Annotated in this window: 25 protein-coding genes; 6 read left to right on the forward strand and 19 right to left on the reverse strand. The window is 74.0% G+C overall.

The genetic code is table 11. The annotated features are described in order from the left end of the window. Nucleotides 1-201 precede the first annotated feature (201 nt). The 7 genes from QMQ26_RS12925 to clpS form a co-directional block, all read right to left on the reverse strand. Nucleotides 202-1170: a PLP-dependent cysteine synthase family protein gene (locus QMQ26_RS12925; protein WP_100838113.1), complete on the reverse strand. Its 969-nt coding sequence runs from the start codon at nucleotides 1168-1170 to the stop codon at nucleotides 202-204. Further along, complete coding sequence (locus QMQ26_RS12930; RefSeq protein ID WP_100838112.1) at nucleotides 1170-1448, reverse strand: MoaD/ThiS family protein; 279 nt, start codon at nucleotides 1446-1448, stop codon at nucleotides 1170-1172. The genes QMQ26_RS12925 and QMQ26_RS12930 overlap by 1 nt, the downstream gene beginning before the upstream one ends. Before the next feature lie 121 nt (nucleotides 1449-1569). Further along, a complete protein-coding gene (locus QMQ26_RS37450) occupies nucleotides 1570-1683 on the reverse strand; it encodes a putative leader peptide (protein ID WP_318552237.1) in 114 nt (37 codons plus the stop codon). 162 nt (nucleotides 1684-1845) lie between these two features. After that, the gene (locus tag QMQ26_RS12935; protein WP_030459885.1) at nucleotides 1846-2277 is read right to left on the reverse strand and encodes a Mov34/MPN/PAD-1 family protein; all 432 of its coding nucleotides are present in this window, start codon (nucleotides 2275-2277) and stop codon (nucleotides 1846-1848) included. A 20-nt stretch (nucleotides 2278-2297) separates the two neighbouring features. Then, the gene (locus QMQ26_RS12940; protein ID WP_282205791.1) at nucleotides 2298-3740 is read right to left on the reverse strand and encodes an amino acid permease; all 1443 of its coding nucleotides are present in this window, start codon (nucleotides 3738-3740) and stop codon (nucleotides 2298-2300) included. Nucleotides 3741-3941: 201 nt separating this feature from the next. Beyond that, nucleotides 3942-4517 carry a DUF2017 domain-containing protein gene (locus QMQ26_RS12945; RefSeq protein WP_100838109.1) on the reverse strand — a complete coding sequence of 192 codons (576 nt, stop codon included), beginning with the start codon at nucleotides 4515-4517 and terminating at the stop codon, nucleotides 3942-3944. A 42-nt stretch (nucleotides 4518-4559) separates the two neighbouring features. Next, complete coding sequence (gene clpS, locus QMQ26_RS12950; RefSeq protein WP_199528063.1) at nucleotides 4560-4853, reverse strand: ATP-dependent Clp protease adapter ClpS; 294 nt, start codon at nucleotides 4851-4853, stop codon at nucleotides 4560-4562. 141 nt (nucleotides 4854-4994) lie between these two features. Between clpS and QMQ26_RS12955 the strand changes: the two genes are divergently transcribed. Continuing rightward, a complete protein-coding gene (locus QMQ26_RS12955; RefSeq protein ID WP_100838107.1) occupies nucleotides 4995-6308 on the forward strand; it encodes a nicotinate phosphoribosyltransferase in 1314 nt (437 codons plus the stop codon). Nucleotides 6309-6582: 274 nt separating this feature from the next. After that, nucleotides 6583-7173, forward strand: a complete 591-nt coding sequence (locus QMQ26_RS12960) for an isochorismatase family protein (protein ID WP_282205792.1) — start codon at nucleotides 6583-6585, stop codon at nucleotides 7171-7173. 33 nt (nucleotides 7174-7206) lie between these two features. Here QMQ26_RS12960 and QMQ26_RS12965 read toward each other — a convergent pair whose 3' ends face one another. Then, nucleotides 7207-8238 carry a type IV toxin-antitoxin system AbiEi family antitoxin domain-containing protein gene (locus QMQ26_RS12965; protein ID WP_282205793.1) on the reverse strand — a complete coding sequence of 344 codons (1032 nt, stop codon included), beginning with the start codon at nucleotides 8236-8238 and terminating at the stop codon, nucleotides 7207-7209. Between the two features lie 317 nt (nucleotides 8239-8555). Here QMQ26_RS12965 and QMQ26_RS12970 point away from each other — a divergent pair, with 317 nt between their 5' ends. After that, a complete protein-coding gene (locus QMQ26_RS12970) occupies nucleotides 8556-9179 on the forward strand; it encodes a hypothetical protein (RefSeq protein WP_282205794.1) in 624 nt (207 codons plus the stop codon). A gap of 235 nt (nucleotides 9180-9414) precedes the next feature. On the opposite strand, the gene QMQ26_RS12975 is transcribed toward QMQ26_RS12970, so the two are convergent. Continuing rightward, nucleotides 9415-10689: a cation diffusion facilitator family transporter gene (locus QMQ26_RS12975; RefSeq protein ID WP_282205795.1), complete on the reverse strand. Its 1275-nt coding sequence runs from the start codon at nucleotides 10687-10689 to the stop codon at nucleotides 9415-9417. Nucleotides 10690-10994: 305 nt separating this feature from the next. Between QMQ26_RS12975 and QMQ26_RS12980 the strand changes: the two genes are divergently transcribed. Both QMQ26_RS12980 and QMQ26_RS12985 read left to right on the forward strand, forming a co-directional pair. Beyond that, nucleotides 10995-11408: a hypothetical protein gene (locus tag QMQ26_RS12980; RefSeq protein ID WP_100838103.1), complete on the forward strand. Its 414-nt coding sequence runs from the start codon at nucleotides 10995-10997 to the stop codon at nucleotides 11406-11408. A 374-nt stretch (nucleotides 11409-11782) separates the two neighbouring features. Continuing rightward, complete coding sequence (locus QMQ26_RS12985) at nucleotides 11783-12919, forward strand: DUF2332 domain-containing protein (protein WP_282205796.1); 1137 nt, start codon at nucleotides 11783-11785, stop codon at nucleotides 12917-12919. Nucleotides 12920-12926: 7 nt separating this feature from the next. Here the strand turns inward: QMQ26_RS12985 and QMQ26_RS12990 are convergent, their stop codons facing one another. From QMQ26_RS12990 to QMQ26_RS13020, 7 genes are all read right to left on the reverse strand, one after another. Beyond that, a complete protein-coding gene (locus QMQ26_RS12990) occupies nucleotides 12927-13487 on the reverse strand; it encodes a DinB family protein (RefSeq protein WP_282205797.1) in 561 nt (186 codons plus the stop codon). An 82-nt stretch (nucleotides 13488-13569) separates the two neighbouring features. Next, on the reverse strand, nucleotides 13570-13968 hold the full coding sequence (locus tag QMQ26_RS12995) for an HIT family protein (protein ID WP_282205798.1): 399 nt from the start codon (nucleotides 13966-13968) through the stop codon (nucleotides 13570-13572). A gap of 70 nt (nucleotides 13969-14038) precedes the next feature. Further along, nucleotides 14039-14215, reverse strand: coding sequence for a hypothetical protein (locus QMQ26_RS13000; RefSeq protein ID WP_159073194.1), 177 nt, complete (start codon nucleotides 14213-14215; stop codon nucleotides 14039-14041). 206 nt (nucleotides 14216-14421) lie between these two features. Beyond that, nucleotides 14422-15876 (reverse strand): S8 family serine peptidase, encoded by a 1455-nt coding sequence (locus QMQ26_RS13005; RefSeq protein ID WP_282205799.1) that lies wholly within the window; start codon nucleotides 15874-15876, stop codon nucleotides 14422-14424. Between the two features lie 90 nt (nucleotides 15877-15966). Then, on the reverse strand, nucleotides 15967-17490 hold the full coding sequence (locus QMQ26_RS13010; protein ID WP_282205800.1) for a WXG100 family type VII secretion target: 1524 nt from the start codon (nucleotides 17488-17490) through the stop codon (nucleotides 15967-15969). 55 nt (nucleotides 17491-17545) lie between these two features. Beyond that, nucleotides 17546-17974, reverse strand: coding sequence for a hypothetical protein (locus tag QMQ26_RS13015; protein ID WP_282205801.1), 429 nt, complete (start codon nucleotides 17972-17974; stop codon nucleotides 17546-17548). Nucleotides 17975-18115: 141 nt separating this feature from the next. Next, nucleotides 18116-18793 carry an endonuclease V gene (locus QMQ26_RS13020; RefSeq protein WP_282205802.1) on the reverse strand — a complete coding sequence of 226 codons (678 nt, stop codon included), beginning with the start codon at nucleotides 18791-18793 and terminating at the stop codon, nucleotides 18116-18118. Between the two features lie 450 nt (nucleotides 18794-19243). Between QMQ26_RS13020 and QMQ26_RS13025 the strand changes: the two genes are divergently transcribed. After that, nucleotides 19244-19507, forward strand: a complete 264-nt coding sequence (locus QMQ26_RS13025) for a hypothetical protein (protein WP_100838094.1) — start codon at nucleotides 19244-19246, stop codon at nucleotides 19505-19507. 121 nt (nucleotides 19508-19628) lie between these two features. Here QMQ26_RS13025 and QMQ26_RS13030 read toward each other — a convergent pair whose 3' ends face one another. The 3 genes from QMQ26_RS13030 to QMQ26_RS13040 all read right to left on the reverse strand — a co-directional run bounded on the left by QMQ26_RS13030 (nucleotide 19629) and on the right by QMQ26_RS13040 (nucleotide 22226). After that, nucleotides 19629-20333: an RDD family protein gene (locus QMQ26_RS13030; RefSeq protein ID WP_100838093.1), complete on the reverse strand. Its 705-nt coding sequence runs from the start codon at nucleotides 20331-20333 to the stop codon at nucleotides 19629-19631. 130 nt (nucleotides 20334-20463) lie between these two features. Next, the gene (locus tag QMQ26_RS13035; RefSeq protein ID WP_318552238.1) at nucleotides 20464-20916 is read right to left on the reverse strand and encodes an RDD family protein; all 453 of its coding nucleotides are present in this window, start codon (nucleotides 20914-20916) and stop codon (nucleotides 20464-20466) included. Next, nucleotides 20802-22226, reverse strand: a complete 1425-nt coding sequence (locus tag QMQ26_RS13040) for a DUF2510 domain-containing protein (RefSeq protein ID WP_282205804.1) — start codon at nucleotides 22224-22226, stop codon at nucleotides 20802-20804. The genes QMQ26_RS13035 and QMQ26_RS13040 overlap by 115 nt, the downstream gene beginning before the upstream one ends. Between the last annotated feature and the right edge of the window lie 257 nt (nucleotides 22227-22483).

The raw sequence follows: 22483 nt of genomic DNA on the forward strand, positions 1-22483 counted from the left end.
GTGACGGCGTACCAGTGGTGCGCCGCCAGCCTGGCGCGGCGGGGTCCGGTGACCGGGGCGCGACCGGCGTGGTGACCGTTCCGTGACGGAGCGGTCACCCGGAACGGACAAATACCGGGATTTCACAGCGGGCCGATGATCGGACGAGCGGACGGCGCGGCCCCCTGGGCGGGGTGCCGCGCCGTGATCCTGCCGCGGGGCTCAGGCCCAGAGCTGGCCCTGCAGCGCCTCGACCGCCGCCTCCGTGGTCTCGGCGGTGTAGATGCCGGTGGACAGGTACTTCCAGCCGCCGTCGGCGACCACGAACACCACGTCGGCCCGCTCGCCGGCCTTGGCGGCCTTGCGGGCCACGCCGATCGCGGCGTGCGCGACCGCGCCGGTGGAGACGCCCGCGAAGATGCCCTCCTGCTGGAGCAGTTCGCGGGTGCCGGTGACGGCGTCGGCCGAGCCGACGGAGAAGCGGGTGGTGAGGACCGCGGCGTCGTACAGCTCGGGGACGAAGCCCTCGTCCAGGTTGCGCAGGCCGTAGACCAGGTCGTCGTAGCGCGGCTCGGCGGCGACGATCTGCACGCCCGGGACCTTCTCGCGCAGGTAGCGGCCGACGCCCATCAGGGTGCCGGTGGTGCCCAGGCCCGCCACGAAGTGGGTGACGGTGGGCAGGTCGGCGAGGATCTCCGGGCCGGTGGTGGCGTAGTGCGCGCCGGCGTTGTCCGGGTTGCCGTACTGGTAGAGCATCACCCAGTCGGGGTGTTCGGCGGCAATCTCCTTGGCGATCCGCACCGCGGTGTTGGAGCCGCCGGCGGCGGGCGAGGAGATGATCTCCGCGCCCCACATCCGGAGCAGCTCGCGGCGCTCCTCGCTGGTGTTCTCCGGCATCACGCAGACCATCCGGTAGCCCTTGAGCCTGGCCGCCATGGCGAGCGAGATGCCGGTGTTGCCGCTGGTGGGCTCCAGGACGGTGCAGCCGGGGGTGAGCCGGCCCTCGGCCTCGGCCCGCTCGATCATGCGCAGCGCCGGGCGGTCCTTGATGGAGCCGGTCGGGTTGCGGTCCTCCAGCTTGGCCCAGAGCGTGACCCGGCCGTCCTCGTTCCCGGGGATTCCGGCCGAGAGCCGCGGCAACCGCACCAGTGGCGTGTTGCCGATGGCCTCGATCGGGCTGTCGTAGCGCATTACTTCATACCGCCGGCCACGGCCGGGAGGATGGTGACGCTGTCGCCGTCGGCGACGGCGGTGGCGATGCCGTCCAGGAAGCGGACGTCCTCGTCGTTCAGGTAGACGTTGACGAAGCGGCGCAGCTCGCCGCCGTCCAGCAGCCGGGCGGCGATGCCGGGGTGGCGGGAGTCGAGGTCGGTGAAGAGCTCCCCGAGGTTGGCGCCGTTGCCGTCGACGGCCTTGGCGCCGTCGGTGTAGGTGCGGAGGATGGTCGGGATGCGGACCTCGATGGCCATGGCTGCGCTCCTGTGGAGTGTGAGTTCGGGTTGCCGGGCCGGGCGGGGCGCGGCAGGGGAGGGGGCCCCGGCGCGCGGGGCGGGTGCTGTCCGGGGGGCTCGCCGGTCGCGGTGCCGCCGGTCAGTGCGCGGCGGTGCCGGGACAGATCGCGCTGGCGAGCCGGCACAGGTCGACGTGCAGGCGCGCCACGAGGCGGGTGCCTGGGGCCTGGTTGCTCACATCGACGGAACGCATGGACTCATCGTATAGATTCCCGCCCCCGCTTTGACATGCTTGTCTCGGCATCCGGTCGGCGGCGTTCCGAGGGGTGGGAAAGCGGGCCGGCCCGCCGCGCGCGGGCGGTGCGGGTCGGCCCGCTCCCGGGCCGTTCCCGGCCTGGGCCGGGTCGGGGGTCGCTCAGCCCTGGTGGGCCTCGACCACCTCGACGTCTTCCTCCGTGATCACACCGTCCACGATGCGGAACGAGCGGAACTGGTAGGGGTCCTGCTCGCCGGCGCCCTCGGCGGTGGAGACCAGCACGTAGTGGGCGAACGGCTCGGAGGCGTAGCTCACGTCGGTGCGGGAGGGGTACGCCTCGGTGGCGGTGTGCGAGTGGTAGATCACCACCGGCTCCTCGTCGAGGTCGTCCATCTCGCGGTAGAGCTTGAGCAGGTCGCCGGAGTCGAACTCGTAGAAGGTGGGCGAGCGGGCCGCGTTGAGCATCGGGATGAACCGCTCGGGACGCCCGGTGCCGGCCGGTCCGGCGATCACGCCGCACGCCTCGTCCGGGTGGTCGGCGCGGGCGTGGGCGACGATCCGGTCGCGCAGTTCTCGGGTGATGGTCAGCATGCCGCCAGGATAGCGACGCGTCAGTCGCCGCCCCCGGCCCGGAGGTGGGCGTGCGGGTCGGCGTGCAGGGCGGCCGGGTCGCGGCGGCGCAGCACCGCGTAGCCGACCGCCAGGCAGATCGCCCAGCCGGGGAAGACGTACAGCGAGATCCGGGCGTCGGGGTCGAAGGCGATCAGGACGGCGACCAGGACCAGGAAGGCCAGCGACAGCCAGCGGCTCCAGTTGCCGCCGGGGGCGCGGAAGGTCGGGGCGGGCAGCCGGCCGGCCTTCCAGGCGGTGCGGTAGCGGATCTGGCTGGCCAGGATGACGCCCCAGGTCCACAGGCCGCAGACGGTGGCGATCGAGGTGATGTACTGGAACGCCCGTTCCGGGACGAGGTAGTTGAGCACCACGCCGACCCCCATCAGCAGGCAGGAGACGGTGATCGCGGCGGCGGGGGTGCGGTGGCCGTTGAGCCGGGTGAGCCGCCCGGGGGCCTGCCGGCGCAGGGCCAGGTCGCGCAGCATCCGGCCGGTGGAGTACATCCCGGAGTTGCAGGAGGACAGCGCGGCGGTGAGCACCACGAAGTTGATGATCCCGGCCGCCGCCGGGATGCCGATCTTGCCGAAGGCGGCGACGAACGGGCTGACGCCGGGCTGGAACTCGGTCCACGGCACCAGCGACAGGATGACCAGCAGCGCGCCGATGTAGAACAGCGCGATCCGCAGCGGCAGGGTGTTGATGGCCCGCGGCAGGGTCTTCTCCGGGTTCTCGCTCTCGCCCGCGGTGACGCCGACCAGTTCCACGCCCAGGTAGGCGAACATGACGATCTGCAGGGTCATCACGGTGGCGCCGACGCCCTTGGGGAAGAAGCCGCCGTCCTGCCACAGGTGGGTGACCGAGGCGGTGTCGCCGGCGTCCGAGAAGCCGAGGGTGAGCACGCCGACGCCGATCAGGATCATCCCGAGGATCGCGGTGACCTTGACCATCGAGAACCAGAACTCGATCTCGCCGAACAGCTTCACCGAGATCAGGTTGGCGGCGTACAGCACCAGCAGGAAGGCCAGTGCGGTGGTCCACTGCGGGATGTCGGGCGCCCAGAAGCGGACGTAGACGGCGGCGGCGGTGGTCTCGGCCATGCCGGTGACCACCCAGAACAGCCAGTACGTCCAGCCGGTGACGAAGCCCGCGAACGGGCCGAGGAACTCCCGGGCGTACTCGGCGAAGCTGCCGGCCACCGGGCGGTAGGTGAGCAGTTCGCCGAGCGCCCGCATGATCACGAAGATCACCACGCCGGCCACCGCGTAGCTCAGCAGCAGGCTGGGCCCGGCCTTGGAGATCGCGGTGCCGGCGCCGAGGAACAGGCCGGTGCCGATCGCGCCGCCGATGGCGATCATCTGGATCTGCCGGGTGCCCAGCCCCCGCTGGTAGCCCTCCTCGTCGGGGGCGGACCCGGCCGCCTCGTCCGTCACCTGCTGCGTCATCCGCCCGCCTCGCCTCCCGGTCCGCGCCGGCCGGCCGGCCGACGGGCCCCGGCTGTCCCGGGGAGGCAGCAGTGAACCACGGTGAGGCCCCGGAACGCCTCATATCTGAGCTTTACCTGAGCAATCGGACAATATGAACGAAAGGAGGGGGCCGAATGGGGGGCGCGGGCGGAGGCGCGGGCAGGGGTCGGGCGGGCCCCGTCAGCCCGTCATCGCCTCCAGCAGGCTCTCCTGCATCGCGCCCAGCCACAGGTAGGCGATCACCAGCGGCTTGCGCGGGTCGGAGTCGGGCAGCCGGTACAGGCCCTCGTCCTCCTCCTCGGAGACCTCCAGCCGGGCGCCCAGGGTCAGCCGCAGGTCGTTCAGCGCGCCCAGCCAGCGCGGGAAGTCGTCCGGCTCGACCTCCAGCACCCCGCCCGCGCCGCCCAGCCCGTCCAGCGCCCGGACCACCGCCAGCGCGTCCTCGCGCTTGCGGGCCCGCAGGTCCAGCTCGGTGTAGCGGCGGAACTCGGCGGCCCGCTCGGCGGTCCGCGGGTCCTCCGGCGCGCCCGGCCCGCCGTACCCGTCGGGGAACAGCCGCAGCAGCGCCGGGTCCTCGGGGGCCTCGCTGGGGCCCTCCGCGAACAGCGCGGCCAGCGGGTCGTCGCTGCCGCCGCCGGGCGGCGGCCCGATCAGCTCCAGCATCTGCACTTCCAGCGAACGCAGGATGGACGCCTCGAACTCGTCCAGCGCGATCGCCGCGCCGCCGTCGCCCGCACTCTCGAACAAACCGGCCATGTGTGTCGAATCAGTCCCTCGTGGATGGTGGGTGACGGGCCGTCAGTCGTGCTGCAGGGTGGCCCACAGGCCGTAGCCGTGCATCGCCTGCACGTCGCGTTCCATCTCCTCGCGGGTGCCGCTGGAGACCACCGCCCGCCCCTTGTGGTGCACGTCCATCATGAGCTGGTGGGCCTTGTCCTTCGGGTAGCCGAAGTAGCTCTGGAAGACGTACTGGACGTAGCTCATCAGGTTGACCGGGTCGTTGTGGACGATGGTCACCCAGGGCGTGTCCGGCTCCGTGACCGGAACCCCCTCCGTCTCCGGGCGCTCGACCTCCACCGGCGCGACACTCACAGTCCGTCTCTCCTCGTCGACCTCGGCTTCCCCCGTCCCATGCTTCCATCCGAGGGACCCGGGAGCGAATCAGGGTGGCCCGACACGGGGACCGGAAGAGAAATCGTCACTCTGACGCTAAGTGGTAGTAGCATCATCCCCATGGACGCCATCACCGCGCACCGCAGCTCCGCGCTGCTCACCGACCGCTACGAACTGACCATGCTGCAGGCCGCGCTGCGCAGCGGTGCCGCCCACCGCCGCTCGGTCTTCGAGGTCTTCACCCGCCGCCTCCCGTCCGGCCGCCGCTACGGCGTGCTGGCCGGCACCGGCCGGGTGCTGGACGCCATCGAGGACTTCCGCTTCACCGCCCCGCAGCTCGACTGGCTGGCCGACCAGCGGGTCGTCGACGAGGAGACCCTGCGCTTCCTCGCCGACTACCGCTTCACCGGCAGCGTGCACGGCTACCCCGAGGGCGAGGCGTACTTCCCCGGCTCGCCGCTGCTCACGGTCGAGGGCAGCTTCGCCGAGGCGGTGATCCTGGAGACGGTGATCCTGTCGATCCTCAACCACGACTCGGCGATCGCCGCCGCCGCCTCCCGGATGACCGCCGCCGCGGGCGACCGCCCGGTGATCGAGATGGGCGCCCGGCGGGCCCACGAGCAGTCCGCGGTGGCCGCCGCCCGGGCCGCCTACCTGGCGGGCTTCGCCGCCACCTCCGACCTGGAGGCGGGCTTCACCTACGGCATCCCGACCACCGGCACCGCCGCGCACGCCTTCACCCTGCTGCACGACAGCGAGCGGGACGCCTTCACCGCGCAGATCGACTCGATGGGCCGCGACACCACCCTGCTGGTGGACACCTACGACCTCGGCGAGGCGGTCCGCACCGCCGTCGAGGTGGCGGGCCCGCAGCTGGGCGCCGTCCGGATCGACTCCGGCGACCTGACCCTGCTCGCCCACCGGGTGCGCCGCCAGCTCGACGAGCTCGGCGCCACCGCCACGAAGATCATCGTCACCTCCGACCTGGACGAGTACGCCATCGCCGCGCTCGCCGCCGCCCCGGTCGACGGCTACGGCGTCGGCACCAGCCTGGTCACCGGCAGCGGCCACCCGACCTGCGCGATGGTCTACAAGCTGGTCGCTCGCGAGTCGGTGCCCGGCGGCGAACTCGTCCCGGTCGCCAAGCGCTCGGCCGGCGGCAAGACCAGCGTCGGCGGCCGCAAGTGGGCCGCCCGCCGCCCCGACCGGGACGGCTTCGCCGAGGCCGAGGTGGTCGGCACCGGCCCCGTCCCGGCCGAGCTGGAGCCGCACCTGCTGCACGTCCCGCTGATCACCGACGGCGAGGTGGTCGGCCGCGAGCCGCTGGACGCCGCCCGCGACCGCCACCGCCGGGCCCGCGCCGCGCTGCCGCTGTCGGCGACCCAGCTCTCCCGCGGCGAGCCGGTGATCAACACCGAGCGGCAGGCCAACTGAACCGCCGGACGCGGACCCGGGCGGGGCGGGCGGGGGCGCCGGGCGGGCACGGACGCCGGGCGGGGCGGGCGCGGACGTGGCTTTGCCCGGCTTTGCCCCGCGGCGATCCCCCGGCGGCGCCCCGGCACTTTCGCGCCCGCCCCGCACTGCCTAGAGTGCCAACCGCTGTACCGTCCGGGCCCCGCCCGGACCACCCCGACGCCACCGCGGCCGAGACCCCCGGGCTCCGGGCCGCATCCCAGCTCCCCACGAGCCAACGAGAGAAGAGCCAGCCATGCACCGGGCCCTGATCGTCGTCGACGTGCAGAACGACTTCTGCGAGGGCGGCAGCCTTCCCGTCGCCGGCGGGGCCGAGGTCGCGGCCGCGATCACCGACCTGATCGCCGAGTCCGCCCCCGGCTACGCCCACATCGTCGCCACCCGCGACCACCACATCGACCCAGGCCCGCACTTCGCCGCCGAGCCCGACTACGTCCGCTCCTGGCCGGTGCACTGCGTGGCCGGCACCGAGGGCGTGGGCTTCCACCCCAACTTCGCCCCTTCGGTGACCTCGGGCGCGGTCGAGGCGGTCTTCTCCAAGGGCGCGCACGCCGCCGCGTACAGCGGCTTCGAGGGCTTCGACGAGCACGGCGGCACCCTCACCGACTGGCTGAACGAGCGCGGCGTCACCGACGTCGACGTGGTCGGCATCGCCACCGACCACTGCGTCCGCGCCACCGCCCTGGACGCCGCCCGCGAAGGCTTCGCCACCCGCGTCCTGCTCGACCTGACGGCCGGCGTCGCCCCCGCCACCACCGCCGAGGCGCTGGCGGAACTGCGGTCCGCCGGGGTCGAGCTGGCCGGCACACCGGTCGTCCGCGCCTGACCGGACGTCAATCTACTTGCCTTCAAGGTGTTTTCAGCGCTCGGTGACCACCAGCTCCACCACGTCCTCGCCGCCGATCCCGTACGCCTGCGCCAACTCGTCGCCGACCGCGTCCCGTTCGGCGGCGAGGCGGGCGGAGCCGACGTACACCACCCGCACGCCCAGGTACTCCATCCGGTGCTGGCCGCCGCGCACCCAGGCCGCCTCGCCCTCGCTGACGCAGCGCAGCTCGGAGTCGACCTCCACCGCCACTGCGGCCTCGGGCCAGTACAGGTCCGGCACCGCGACGTAGGTGCCGCCGCGCATCCGCAGCTCGGGGCCGGGCAGCGGCAGCGGCAGGCCGCGCTCCACCGTCAGGGCCACCAGCTCGGTGAACGCGGCCTCCCGGCGCGCCGCCAGCAGTTCGTCCACCGCCGCCCGCACCCGAGGCACCTCCAGCAGCCGCGCCTCGGCCAGTTCGGCCAGCAGCTCCGCCACCGTGCAGCCGCCGCCGTGCGCCAGCAACGCCTCGCGCAGCAGCGCCCGCAGCAGCCCCGGGCCGACCCGGCCGGACTCGAACGCGCCCTGCTCGGCCCACTCGCTGATCGCGTCCGCCACTGCCCGGGCCACCGGGGCGACCGCCAGCCCGTGCACCGAACGGGCCTCCAGCTCCCGCCCGGTGCGCCGGATGCGCACCTGCCCGGCGTCCCGCAGCCGGCGCTGCCGGGGCACCAGCACCTCCACCCCGAGCACCGCGGGCAGCCGCGGCACCGACACGAACCCGTACAGCGCCAGCGCCGCCGCGCCGGTGATCACCGCGCCCTCGCGGGTGCCGTCCCCGGCCGGGCCGTTCTGCGCCGCGTACAGCAGCGCCGCCCACATCCGCTGCTCGGGCGTCGGCGCGCCGTCCTGCAGCAGGTAGACCCGCGGCAGCAGCCGCTGCCACGGCCCGCCGCTGCGGCAGTGCTCGCTCACCATGCGGGCCGGGACGCCGCGGGCGCGGAGCTGACTGGCCGTCACCACGTTCTGCTGGCGCCGGGCGAGTTCTTCGAGGGAGACGGGCTGCTGCGGAATCCGGTAGCTCATGCCGTCCACGTTCCCCCTCGCCTCCGACACCCGACGCCTGACCTGACGACCTGTTACGCAACCGTCGTCAAACCGGGACTGCTCCGCACTAAAGTCCCCATACCCTCACCCATTCGGCGTATCGGGTGTTCACTCCGTTGCCGTAATAGATCGGACTTGTTTTCTACTATCCGATTTTCATCGGATCGACACAGCATTGCGATCCGATCGAGTCCGCGCCGCCGACCTGCGCGATCTGACCGGAAGTGATCGACCCCACACACAACGTCACACCCGCTGGCGTCGGTGGCCGTCACGAATTGCCTACCATCGGGCACATGCCCCGCGACGAGTCATCAGCCCAGCGCGCCGCCCGACTACGCCTCGGCCGCCTGCCCGGCTACGTCCGCCAACCCGACCCCGCCAGACGCGGCGGAGAGGACGGCCGTACGTACAAGAAGGGTTGGGAAGTCCGTTTCACGGCGCGCAGCGAAGAGGAGATAACCGAGATCCGCGAGCTGGTGACCGCCGCCGGATTCGCCCCCGCCCGGCCCTTCTTCAAGGGCCACCAGCTCATCCAGCCGGTCTACGGCATCGCCGCCGTGCAGGCCTACCTGGCCGCCCGGGAGAGCGTCGAGGCCGCCGAGACCACCGCCCGGACCGACCGCCGCACCGCCGGCATCCCCGAGCAGATCCGCCGCGAGCCCGACAGCGTGGCCGCCGCGGTGCGGGCCGCCGAGAGCGCCGCGGCCGAGGCCGCCGCCGGAGCGGCGGCGCGGGCGGGCGGGAGCGCGGGCGGGGCCGGTGGAGGAGACGGCGGGGCCGCGGGCGGGGCCGCCGCCGGAGCGGGCGAGGCCGCCGGGCGGACGGGCAGCGAAGCGGCGGCGCGGACCGCCGGGAGTGCGGGCGCCACCGTCCGGTTCGGCGGGGCCTCCGCCACCCGGTCGGCGCGCGAGAGCTGAGCCCCGGGCCGGACCAGGGAACGTGACGGTCCGGCCCGCGGACGCGAAGGACCGGCCCGCAGACGCGAAGGCCGTGAAGGGCCCGCGAGCGGGCCCGGGCAACCCCTGAGGCCCTCGGGGTTGCCGAAGCCCTCCACGGGCCCTACTGTCCCCACTGGAAGGCTTTCTGACGGCACGTCAGCTACGACGCCCGGCTTCCGGCTTCCTGCTTCCTGCTTCCGGCGCCCGGACGCGGTCAGAGCGCCCCGGCCGGGACGTGGTCGACGTGCACGGTCACGGCCAGCAGCCGGGGGACGGCCCGGATCAGGGCCCGTTCGGCGTCCTCCGCCACCCGGTGGCCGGCCACCACCGTCAGCGCGCCGTCGACCACCACCTCCGCCTCGGCGCGCAGCGCGTGCCCGACCCAGCGCATCCGCACCGCGCCGACCCCGCGCACCCCGTCCACGCCCGCGAGTTCGCGCTCCGCCGCGTCCAGCAGCGCCGGGTCGACGGCGTCCATCAGCCGCCGGCCCACCTCGCGCACCGTACCGCGCAGCACGCCCAGGATCGCCACCGTGATCAGCAGCCCCACCACCGGGTCCGCGTACCGCCAGCCCAGTGCGCTGCCCCCGGCGCCCAGCAGCACCGCCAGCGAGGTCAGCCCGTCGGTGCGGGCGTGCAGGCCGTCCGCGACCAGCGCCGCCGAACCGATCCGGCGGCCGGTGGCGATCCGGTAGCGGGCCACCCACTCGTTGCCGACGCACCCCGCGAGGGCCGCGGCGGCCACCGCCCACAGGTGCCCGACCGGCTCCGGGTGCAACAGCCGCTCCACCGCCGTCCACCCCGCCACCAGCGAGGACGCCGCCACCGCCAGCACCACCGCGACGCCCGCCAGGTCCTCGGCCCGCCCGTACCCGTACGTGTAGCTGCGGTTCGCCGCCCGCCGCCCCAGCAGGAACGCCACGCCCAGCGGGACGGCGGTCAGCGCGTCCGCGACGTTGTGCACGGTGTCGCCGAGCAGCGCCACCGAACCCGACAGCGCCGCGATCACCGCCTGCGCGGCGGCCGTCGCGCCCAGCACCAGCAGCGAGACCCAGAGCGTGCGCAGGCCCTCGGCGGAGGACTCCATCGCCGCGTCGACCCGGTCGGCGGCGTCGTGCGAGTGCGGGCGCAGCAGGTGGGCCAGGCGGTGCCGCAGGCGGGCGCGGGCGTGGCCGTGGCCGTGCTGGTGGCTGCGGTCGTGACCGTGGCAGTGATCGTGATCCTGGCCGTGATCGTGATCGTGATCGCGCTGATCGTGCGGGTGAGGGGGGTGGCGCTCGGCGTGATCGTGGGGCGCGTGGCCGTGGGACGCGCTCCGGTGGGTCGGGGGGATTTCCGGGCCCCGGGCGGTGCCGCCGTGCGGGTGATGGTGGTCGTGGGGCTCGTGACCGGGGCGGTCCGGCCGGTCCGGTGTGTGATGGTGGTCATGCCCGTGACTCGGGATTCGCCCGTGAAGGTGAGGCCGGTCACCGATTTCGCGTTCACCCATAGGGCCTACGGTGGCACACCAACTGGCTTGCAGCCACTGCCGATGTACCACCTCTGACCAGGTGCGACGCCCTCGCAACTGCACCGGGCGGGCGGTGTCTGCTGACGGGCCGTCACACAACGACCCGAATCCGACCCGGCCCCGGGCATCTCAGCAGACTTGTCACCCACAGCACCCGCCCGAGGGCCTAGAGTGAGCGCTGACGCTCCCGTCCGGACCCAGATCGAGAGGCAGCTGATGTGACTGAACGTCATGTCCCGGCCGCAGACTCGGCATCTGCTGATCGGTCCGCCGAACTTCCGTACGTGTCCGTCGAGTTCGCTGCCTTCTGCGAGCTGCACGAGCCGCGCTACCAGAGCTACGCCCGGGTCTGGTTCCAGGAGCCCGGCGCCGCCCACCGGGTGGTCCGACTGGCCCTGCACGCGATCGCCGCGGTGTGGCCGACCGTCCTGGAGAGCCCCAACCCGGCCGCCGCGGCCTGGCAGATCCTCCGCGAGACAGTCACCGAGCAGCACGGCACCGCCGTGGCGGCCGGAGCCGCCGGGATCGCCGGGACTGCCGGGCTGCGGCCCGACGTGGAGGGCGACGAGGACCTGGCGATCCTGCACTACGTGGTCGGCCTGGCCACGCCCGAGATCGCGGACGTGATGGGCGGCGACACCGCCAGCATCACCAGCCAGCTCCGCCAGACCCACCGCCGGCGCACCACCGACTGGTGATCCCGCGGGGCCGATGAGCAGTTGAGCAGCCGAGCCATCGAGTCCGTCCGGCGTCCCGGCCTCCCGGCTCCGCGCACCCCTCGTCGACGGTGCCGACAGGGCGTGCGGGGCGGCACGCACGCCCCCGGGCCGTCCCGCCCCCCCGTGGCGTACCCCCGCGAACCGGGCCCGCCGGCCCGGGCCGATCGCGCCCGATCGCACCCGGAGGACCGGTGATCGACATCACGGCCGGTCGCACTACCCCCGCGGATCGGGTCGGCGAAGGATGGGGCCGTTCGATCACGCCCGGCGCCCGCGCTCGACACCCGCACCCGCACCCGACCCACGTGCCCGGCACCCCGTGCGCGGCGCCCCGGACCCAGACGGAGACCCGGATGTCCCTCGACCACGCCGTGGCCATGTTCTGCCACCAGGCGGACTCCTGCGCCGAGTTGGGCTCCCCGCTGTCCGCCGCGCTGCTGCACCGGGCCGCCGGTGACCTGGCCGCCGGCGGGCCGTGCGCGGAGGCGATCGCCGGGCACGAGGACGCCCCCGGCCCGAACGCCATCGCCCTGCGGCTGCTCGGCGCCGTCCACGCCCTGGTGCTGTCCGGCCGGGCCCCCGACCTCACCGCGCACTACCCCGACGCGGGCGGCCACTTCGACCCCGCCGACCCGGACGCCCCCTGGCCGGCCTTCCGCGCCGCCGTCGCCGCCCACCTGCCGTTCGTCCGCGAGTGGCTCACCCGCCCGCCGCAGACCAACGAGGTCGGCCGGTCCAACCTGCTGCTCACCGGCCTCGCCTGGGCCCAGCGACAGCTCGCCGACGCCACCGGTGCCACCACGACCCCGTTCCCGCTCCCCGTCCGGCTGTACGAGCTGGGCTCCAGCGCGGGCCTCAACCTCCTTGCCGAGCAGTTCCGTTGCGTCTCCGAGGGCTTCTCGTACGGGCCGCCGGACTCCCCCGTCGTCCTCGCCGACGCCTGGCGCGGCGAGCCGCCCACCTGGCTGCGCGACGCCCCGCTCCAGCGGGTGACGGAGCGGCGCGGCTGCGACCCGACGCCGATCGACCCGCGCTCCGCCGACGGCGCCCTGGCCCTGCGCTCCTACCTGTGGGCCGACCAACTCCCGCGCGTACAGCGGCTGAACGGCGCACTCGCCCTCGCCGCCCGGACGCCTGCTCCGGTCGAGACGGTCGGCGCGGCCGTGTTCCTGCGCGGCCTCGAAACGGCGCCGGGCGCGCTGACCGTGGTCTGGCACTCGGTCATGCGGCAGTACGTGCCCGCCGACGAATGGCGTTCCGTGGAAGGTGAGTTGGCGCGACTGGCGGCCGCCTCGACCTCGTCCGCGCCCTTCCTCCACCTGGCCTTCGAGCCCCGCCGGGTCGGCGCCGGACACCGTTTCCTGCTCACCGCCCGGCTCAGCTCCGGCCCCGGCTCCACGATCACCACGACGCTCGCCGAGTCCGTACCGCACGGCCTGCCCGCGTGGACGCCGGCGCCGGACGACCCGGCCCTCGGGCAGCCCGGCTGATCGGCCGTCAGCTTCCCTGCTGCTCGCCGGTGACGTCGTACCGGTGGTGGTCCACGTCGTGGAAGACGTAGCGGCCGAGGGACGCCACGGTGAACCGGGCACCGTCGCTGCGCTCGCCGGTGCGCTCCCGGCCGGCGTCCGGCACCCCCTCGTAGGCGTGCGCCAGCCGCTCGGCCGCCGCCCCGACCTCGGTGGCCACCGCGGCCGGGTCCTGCTCCCGGTAGCGGTCCTCGACGGCGGTGGCGTCCTGGTCCCAGTTGGGGAACACCGGGTCGTCCTCGGCCAGCATCAGCCGCAGCCGCCCCTCGACCGTCCGGAACACGTCCCGCACGTGGCAGGCGTACTCGAGCGGCGACCACACCTCCGGCGCCGGCCGCTCCCGCAGCCCCTTCCCGTCCCCGCCCTCGCCGTTGGCCTCGCCCTCGGCCAGCAGTTCGGCCCAGAACCGTCCGTTGCCCCGGATCAGGCCGGGTACCGCCTCGAAGGGGATCGCCGAAGTGTCCAACCCGCATTCGGCGCAAGGACGTTCGAGGACCCAGGTCCAGTCCTTGGTGTCAGGAGTGATCATGTCCCCAGGATGGCCGCCCGGACGACCACCCGACCAGCAGCAGGAATGCCACCGCCCATCGAGATCCCGCCAAACCCGCCGCTCAGCCCCCCAGCACCTCGGCCAGCCGCCCGGCGAGCTCGTCCATCCGCTCCGCGGGCACCGCCCGGTCACCGGCCCCCAGCAGCCCGAACACCCGCGGCCCCCGCCACTCCGCCGGCAGCCCCTCCGCCCGCGGCACCACGTGGAAGTGCACGTGCGCGAACCCCTCCGCCTCCCCGAACTGCGCCACGTACGCCTTCCGGCACCCCGTCACCACCTTCAGCGCCCGGGCCAGCCGCACCTGCCACACCCCCAGCGACGCCGCCTCCGCCCCGGTCAGCTCCGCCATCGACTCCAGGTGCCGTCGGGGCAGCAGCACCAGCCACCCCGGCAGCGCGCAATCCACCGCGTGCACCACCCGCCAGTGCTCGTCCACCGCGATCCGCTGGTACCGCGGCAACCGCTCGAACTCAGCCTCCCGCGCGCACGCGTAACACTCCCCACCCCTCACCCGGCCGCCCCCCTTCCGCTCAGCCCTGCCCCGCCACGTTGACCCGGCAGACCGAGGACGTCGGCACCAATCCCGGCAGCAGCCCGTCCAGCAACCGCGAACACACCTCCTGCTGCTGCTCGTCCCGCACCCCCTCGGCCCCCGCCGTCCCCGAAGCCCCCACCACTCCCGCCACCGCCACGACCAACCCCGCCACCGCGCACTTCCACCGCACCACAACAACCACCTCCGAACATCCGACGACACAGTCCCCTCTCCCTACCCACCCGCCCCCACCCCCCACGCCCCCCTTCCCCCATCCGTGGGCGTGTCGCCCCCGCCCACGCCAACGGCCCCCGCCGGCCACCGGGCACCCGCCCCGTGGCCCCCGCGAGGGGCCGTTCTTCCTGCACTCCCACCCACTCAACTCCGGTACGGATTACCCCCGGCCGGCGGCTGCTGCGGATACCCCGGCTGCCCGGCCTGCTGCTGCGGCGGATACACCGGCTGCCCCGACTGCTGCTGCGGCGGATACCCGTACCCGGCCGGCTGCTGCTGCGGCGCCTGCTGCTGATACCCGTACCCCGGACCACCGGGGCCGCCGGGCGCACCCGGACCGCCCGGGCCCCCGGGGCCACCACCGTTGCCGCCGTTGTTCTTCGAACGACGCACGAGCGCCACGATCACCACGATCACGATCACGATCACGGCGAGCACACCGCCACCGACCGCGACCAGCATCCCCGTGTTGCTCTTCTTGTCACCCGCGTCACCGCTCGCCTGCGGAGTCGCCGAATTCCCGGCACCGGCCGAAGGCGCCTTCGAAGCCGGAGACGACGGCGCGGACGAGTTACCGGCCGACCCGCTGTAGTCCGGCTCCGCCCGGCCCAGCAGCGGGTTCTCCTTCGGCCCGTTGTCCACCGCCGGGTTCGCCGCCAGCGCCCCGGACGGGGACGCGATGCCGTACCCGTACTTGTCGTTCGGGAACGAGCCCTGGCCGTCGGGCTTGAAGGCACCCTTGGTGATCCGGTTGATGACCTGACCCGCCGACAGGTTCGGGTACTTCGACCGCACCAGCGCCGCGATCCCCGACACGATGGCCGCGGATTCGGACGTACCGGAAGCCGTCGCGTACCCCTGCTTGAGGTCGGCCCGGTGGATGCCGTCGGCCGGAGCCGCCAGGGTCACCTGCGGGCCGGTGGTCGACTTCGGCCAGATGCTTCCGTCCTCTGCCACGCCCGACACCACCACCACGCCCGGGAAGCCCGCAGGGTAGTCGATCGGCAAGCCGGCGTGGTTCCCGGAGGCCGATACGAGAACGACGTCCTTCTGAATGGCGTACTCGATGGCCCCCCGGTATCCGCTGTCGCTCGGATTCCCGCCGTAGAAAGACATGTTGATGACCTTGGCACCGTGGTCGACGGCGAATCGGATCCCCGCGCCGAAGTCCACGTTGTCGACCGAGCTGCCCAGGTCATCGCTGAAGTCGAACTTCACCGGGAGGATCTTCGCCTTGGGCGCGATGCCCATGACGCCGGCGTTGTCACCGTGCCCGTGCGCGGCGATGTCGGAGGCCATCGCCGTACCGTGGCCGTCGCTGTCGGTCCGGCCGTCCCCGCCCTTGCCGGTGAGGTCGAGACCGGGGAGGACCTGCCCGGCCAGGTCCGGGTGACTGGCGTCGACGCCGCTGTCGATGACCGCGACGATGACCTGGTCGCCCTGGCTGACCGGCCAGACGTCTCTGGCCATGCCGTACTTGTCCAGCACCCACTGCTGCTGGCGGTCCTGGTCCGCCGCCGCCGGGCCGGCGCTCACGCCCCACAGGAGGGCTCCCGCAGCGAGCGCGGCCAGACCGCGCACGGTTCGGCTGGTCGTCAAGCCTCGTCACCCCTCGTTGAGCGGCCGCCCCGCAGACCCTTGAGTCTGCAGGGCGGCCAGGTAATGTCCGACTGTTCTACTGACCGAACGTCATTCCACCACGTTCGGATTGGCGTTTCCGCCGGAGGCCCAGGTCTCCTCGTCCTCCACCAGGTAGTCCGGGCGTTCCGAGGTGCCCTTCTTGGCGCGCTTGCTCGACTGGCCGTGACCGGCCATGCCGGCGCCGTGCCCGGCCGCGCCGCCCTGTCCCGTGCCACCGGCGTGACCGGCACCGGCGGCTCCGGCGCCCTGGCCGAGGCGGCTGCGGCCGATGCCCGACCCGCCCTCGGAGAAGGCCCGTCCACCGGCGCCGCCGTGCGCCGCCTCGCCGACCATGCCGCCGGCCCGACCCGCCAGGCTGCCGCCGGAACGGCCGCCCCGGAGGCCCGCGCCGCCACCGGCACCGCCCGCTCCGGCGCCACCGCCGAGACCGCCGCTGCCCGTGCCACCGGCCCGGCCGCCGGCACCGGCCGCACCGCCCGCTGCGGAGCCGCCCGGACCCGTGCCACCGCCGCCCAGGCCGTTGGAACCGAACGTTCCGGCCTTGGACACGCTGTTGCCGCTGAACCCGGCACGGGCACCGATGCCGGTGCCACCGGCCAGGGTCCCGCCGCCACCGCCGATCAGCCCGCCGGCGGCACCACCGCCGCCGAGGCCGCCACCGCCGCCACCTGCCCCGGGCGCACCGCCGGACACGGTGGGGCCGCCGATCGTCGTGGTGCCGCCGCCGCGGACGCCGCCGGTACCGCCTTGGATGCCGTCGATACCCGTGCCCGGGCCCTTCGGCTGCGGAAGGGCGTTGGCCGTTCCACCGGAGATGCCCGCGTCCGTCGGACGGACCACCGCGGGCTTGACCTGCGGTGCCTGCGGTGCCCGGCTGCTCGACGTGCTCTTGAGCGAGGTCTGCGATCCGGAGGAGGAGGAGCCGCTCACTCGGCCGGTGCTCTGGGAGATACCGGCTCCGACACCGGCGATCGCCGCGATGAATCCCGATGCGCCGCCGTCACTCGGAGGGGCTACCTGATTGTCCTTCGAGTTGTCGTCGAGTCCGGTCCTGAGGTTGCCCAGTCGGCTGCTGGCCGTGCTGTACTTGGCCGCCAGCACCTGCATCACGCCGACCGCCTCCTCCTTGCGGGTATCGGCGATGCCCTGCCGGGCGTCGGCGTCGTCGACCCCGACGGACTGCTTGGCGGCGTCGCTGATCCCGTCGCCCACCTTGTCCCAGAAGCCCGGCTCCTCGGGCATCGCGGCCTTGGCCTCGTCGATCGACGCGGACAGCGTCTGCAGCGCGGTGGCGGTGTAGTTCACGTGCTCGGCCGTGGCGCTGACCTTCGCGGCGAGCTCGGTCATGTGCGCGTGGAAGGCGTCGCTGGTGCTGCCCTGCCAGGTGCTGGTGGCGTCACCGGTGGCGGTGGTCAGCGCCGAGTGGATCTGGGTCAGCGTCTCGTGGGCCCGCCGCCACGGATCGGCCGCGGCCATGACCGAACCGGAGTCCAACGAGTGGACCATGGAGATCAGTTCGGCATGGCTGTGAACGGAGAAGTCGGTGCTCCCCGAGCCACCGCCCTGGTCCATCATCCTCACTGTGCACCCTCCAGCCCGTTGTCCGTGTCCTTGGTCTTCAGCACCGTCACCACTGTGGCTTCACCGTGTTCGTCGACTGGGCCGACGTAATGGTCCCAGCCTTCCTCGCGTCCAGTTCGGACTGGCTCCAGGTCGTGGTCCACCCGTCCTTCGACAGGGTCATGTTCTTGCGGGTGTCCTGCTCGTGTTCCTCGTAGTTCGTCGCCGTGTGGTCCGCGTTCCGCTGGGCCAGGTCGATGGCATCCTGGATATCGGCCAGGAGGGTGCTCAACCGAAGGCGCAACGCGTCGTACTGCGTGTACAGGCCCTGTGCCTCGGCGAAACTCCCGAACGCCGCCGACCCGACACCACTCGGGCCGTACACCGCACTGGTACCCGCACCACTCTCGAACTCACTCAGCAAGCCGCGCACTTGGGCCGCGAACGCCCGCAGGCTGTCGACCTCGACCTCGAAGCCCTTACCGCTGGTGCTCATGTGTCTCGTACCTCCCCCGTACCTGCTGCCCCGCGCGACTGCCGCTCGACCGCCTGGGGCCTGAAAGAAAGTTGGCTCCAACCTCTATGTCTAACACATGGAACGGGCCGTCAACACGCCCCCTGGTGGGTGCGGGTGGGGTCAGGTCGCGGCGAGGGCCCGGCGGCAGAGGGAGTCGGCTCGGCGGGTGGTTTCGGGGAGGCGGTAGGAGGGGGTGAGGGCGAGGGTGACGGCGGTGGCTTCGTCGAGGCCGATGCGGTGGCCGACGGAGAGGAAGACGGGTTTGACGCCCTGGCGGGTGCGCAGGGCGCGGCCGACGGTTTCGGGGCCGTCGAGGAGGGGGGTCCAGGCGCCGCGGTGGTCGTCGGGGGGCCGGTGGGTGAAGGTGAAGGGGTTCTTGGCGATGCCGAGGGTGGGGAGGCCGGTGTGGACGCCGAGGTGGCTGGCGAGGCCGAGGCGGCGGGGGTGGGCCAGGCCGTAGCCGTCGCAGACGACGAGGGCGGGGGTGCGGGTGAGGCGGGAGAGGGCGTCGAGGACGGCGGGGAGTTCGCGGAAGGCGAGCAGGCCGGGGAGGTAGGGGAAGGCGACCCGGCCGACGGCGGTGGCCTCCTCGACGACGTCGAGGGTGGTGTAGTCGAGCAGGACGGCCGCGGCGGCGACGACGTCGCGTTCGTCGTCGTAGGCGACGTCCACGCCGGCGATCAACGTGCCCGGGCGGCGCGGGGGTTCGGGCCCTTCGGGGACGACCAGAGGGCGCAGGCGTTCCTGTTCGGCGCGGGCGGCCTCAGCGGTGGTGGGCCAGTCGGCGGGGACGGTCATGGCGGCTCCGGGGGGCGGGGTCGGGGTCGGGAACGGGAACGGGCGCGGCAGGCGGTGACGGTCGGCTTCCGGCGTGCTCCGCGGTGCTCGGCGCGGCCCCGCCCGCACGTGATCTCCGTACGCGATTTCCGTACGTGATTTCCGTACGCACGTTATCGGGCGGCCCCGGGGAGCCGTCCGGCCGGTACGGCGGCGCGCTGCCGGCGTGTGAGTCCGTGCGCCCCCCGTGCCCCGGGGCAGGTCAACTTCCGGCGGTTAGCCTGTACTTACTGTTCCCGCTCCGCCCGTTCCCGTCGAGCCGGGTCCCCGCCCGCCGCTCACCCGCTGTTCCCCGTCGCTCTCCCCGCTCCGCGCGAAGGGTCGTCCGCCATGCCGCGCCCCGCCGTTCCGTCCCGTGCCGTCACCGCGTCCCGGGCTGCCGGGCTCGTGTCCGGGAGCCGTTTCAGTGCCGTGCAGTTGGGGGTCGGCGCGCTGATCGCGGTGGTCGCCGCGGTGGCGCTGCTGGCCGTGTCCGGGGAGACGGGGGTGTGGCGGATCGCGGTGCTGATCGGCTTCGCCGTCGCGCTCGGGACGCTCTCGGCCGTCCTGCTCTCCCCCGTCGCCCGCCGCCGCCCACCGCAGGCGTCCGTGGCCGGGAGGGCCGCGTCGGCCGCCGAACAGCCCGCCGCGGTCACCGCCGCCCGGCAGCCGGTGTACGCGCACCAGTCCCGCTGAACCCCCACCGTGCCGGTCCACCGGAGGCGTCCGGAGCAGGGCGGGCACGCGAAGACTCCCGGGCCAGCGGCAGGTGAACGACTGCCGCAGGCCCGGGGCCCAGGGGACGCCCGTCCGGTCGTCAGGCGGTCGAGACCACCACGGTCTTGGCCGCCTTGTCGTGGACGCACTGGCGGTAGGGCTTGTCGAAGACGCCGAACAGGCCGTCGATCGCCCACCAGAGGCCGCCGCAGCAGATCAGCGCGGGGACGATGAAGGTCGCGGCGCGGGTCCAGGCGGCCGCCGAGGTGGGGGCGGAGCCGTCGGCGAGCATCGCGACCCGGACCTTCATCAGCTTCTTGCCGAGGGTCTGGCCGTCCCGGCTGAGCATCAGGCCCTCGTAGACCAGGTACAGCGCGCAGCTGAACCAGAACGAGCCGATCCAGCCGCTCTGCTTGTTGAAGTGGAGGAACGGCAGCAGCACCGCCACCGCGATGACCTGCACCATGACGTAGTCGACCAGCCGGGCCAGGATGCGCGCGCCCCAGCCGCCGAGCGCGGGCATCCCGGGGACGGGCCCCGGACCGGGGCCGGGTCCGCCGTGGGGCGAACCGTACGGGTCACCGGGGCCGCCGGGTCCGCCCGGGCTGCCGGGAGCACCGGGCGGGGGGCCGTAGCCGGGGGGCTGGTCGCGGTCGTAGGGGGAGCCCGAGCCGGCCGGCGCACCGTACTGGCCGCCGTAGCCGGGCGGGCTGTCGTACGGGCTGCCCGAGGGCGGGGGCTGCTTGTCGAAGGAAGGCCGTCCGCCCTCCTCCGGCTCGGTTCCGGAGGGGTCGCTGGTGCTCATGGCACGAGTAGACCACCGCGAATACTACGATGTTGGGATATTTGATCCGTTTCCGCCTGTTTCGCTGCGTTCGAGCGCGTTCCGGTCGGGCGGGCGGACAGGTGGCGGACCACGGGCGGCTGACGGCGGGTCAGCCGCGCTCCACCCGCACCACCCGGGTCCGGGCCGCCCGGTCGTGCCAGCCGCGCCGGGCGGTGCGGTCCAGCAGCGCGGCGGCGGGGCCGAGCAGGACGGCGGTGCCCAGGCCGCGCACCAGCCAGCGGACCAGCGAGCGGCCGAACCCCGGCGCACCGGCCCCGCCCGCGGCGACCACCCGGACCCGGGCCAGCCGCTTGCCGAAGGTCTGCCCGGTCCGGGCGATCGGCAGCACCTGGTAGAGCAGCCCGAACACCAGCAGCACCCCGAGCAGCACGCCCACCCGGCCCAGCACCGTCCCGTCCAGCAGCCACACCTGGTGCTGACGTCCCGTCATGCGCGCGGCCAACTCCGCCTGGTCGATCTTCTGCTGGACGTGCGCGCGCACCGTCCCGGCCAGCGGCACCGCGACGGCCGCGCCGACCACCGCCGTGACCGCGCCGTCCACCAACCAGCCGAACGCCCGCGCCCCCACCCCCGCCGGTACGGGCACTGGGGCCGCCGGACGCCGCTTCCCGACCCGGCGGCCGGAGCGGGACGGCGGGCGGACGTCCCGGTCCGGGCCGCCACGGGCTCCGCGGCCCGACGCGGCGGACGGACCCGCTCACTGACGACGTGCGCCGTCCGCGGCTCCCGCCCGGGCTGCTGGGCCTCGGCGGCGGTCGGAGTCCGTACGGGCTCGGGCTCCGGCGCGGGCTGAGGCGTGGACGCAGGCTCCGGTGCGGGTGCGGGCTCGGACGCGGATTCCCGCTCGACGCCCCAGGACACCCAGCGCGGCGCCCCGCCGGTCTCCATCAGCCCGCGCTGTGCCTGCGGATCGGCCCGCCAGCCCGAAGCGGGGTCGGCCGAGGACGGCTCCGGCTCCGGCTCCGGCTCCGGCAGCGCTTCCGTCAACTGCTGTGGCGTCGGCACCGGTTCGAACAGCGCCTCGGGCCCGGCGGACAGGCCCACCGAACCGTCGCCACCGCCACCACCGGCCCCGTGCCAGGGCGTACCGCCGAGCGGCTGCGCGGCCCGCGGTTCCGGCTCCTCCGCCACGGGCCCGGGCAACTCCAGCGGCCGGACGGCGGGCTCCACCTCGCACACCTCCCGCCCGTCCCGCCCGTCCCGCCCGTCCCGCGGCGCGACGACGGCACCGGCCGGGGCGCCCGGCACCGCACCGGTGCCCGCGCCGAGGTTCAGCGCGGCGGCGGTGGCCCAGGACTCGGCGGTGACCGGTTGCAGTCCGTTCCCGGCGACCGCCCACGGGGCCGCCTCGACCGGGCGCAGCGGCTCCACCGCGTTCCGGGGGCGGACCTCCAGCTCCCCCGGCCCGACGGTCGCCGCGGACTCCCCCGCGTCATAGCCAGTACCGGTGCCAGTGCCGGAGCCGGAGCCCGCGCCAGGTCCGCCGCCGGGCTCGGTCGGCACCGGCCCGGTCGGCTCCGGGTGGATCGGCACGGCGAAGACGGCCTGGGCGGTGGTCTCGTCGAAGTAGATCGGGCCGGTCTCGACCAGCGGGCCGGTGGGCACGGCGGGGACGAGGCCGGGCGGGGGGTTGTAGGGGGGTGCGGTGAGGTAGCGGGCGACGAAGCGCGGCGGGTCGAGCGGTTCGCCGGGGGCGGGGGCGGGGCGGCTGGTGCCGGGGACCCAGGCGTGGCCGGCCCAGTAGCGGAGGAACCCGGGGACCGAGGGGTCGGGGTAGTAGCCGGGCGCTCCGGCCTCCCCGGCCAGGGTCGCGCCGAGAGTCGAGCCTGCAGTGGAGGGCCGGTCCGTCATTGCGTCGCGTCTTCCTTCGTACCGGCACCGCGGCGTGCGGGTCTGCGGACGTGGGTGGGGGGAGCCGCGGGCGGAGAGTCGCCGGGCAGTCACAAAGGGTAGTACCTGGAGCGACCTCGTCCCCCTGGTTCACCGGAACTCGTGAAACGAGCGGAGACACGTGGTACCGCAGGTGCCCCCGGTGGTGGTGGGGGGCGGCCCGGGGCGGTGGCGGGCGGTGACGAGCGGTGACGAGCGGTGGTCGGCGCGGTCTCCGG

The organism is Kitasatospora fiedleri, assembly GCF_948472415.1.
In the GTDB taxonomy this organism is placed as follows: Bacteria; Actinomycetota; Actinomycetes; order Streptomycetales; family Streptomycetaceae; genus Kitasatospora; species Kitasatospora fiedleri.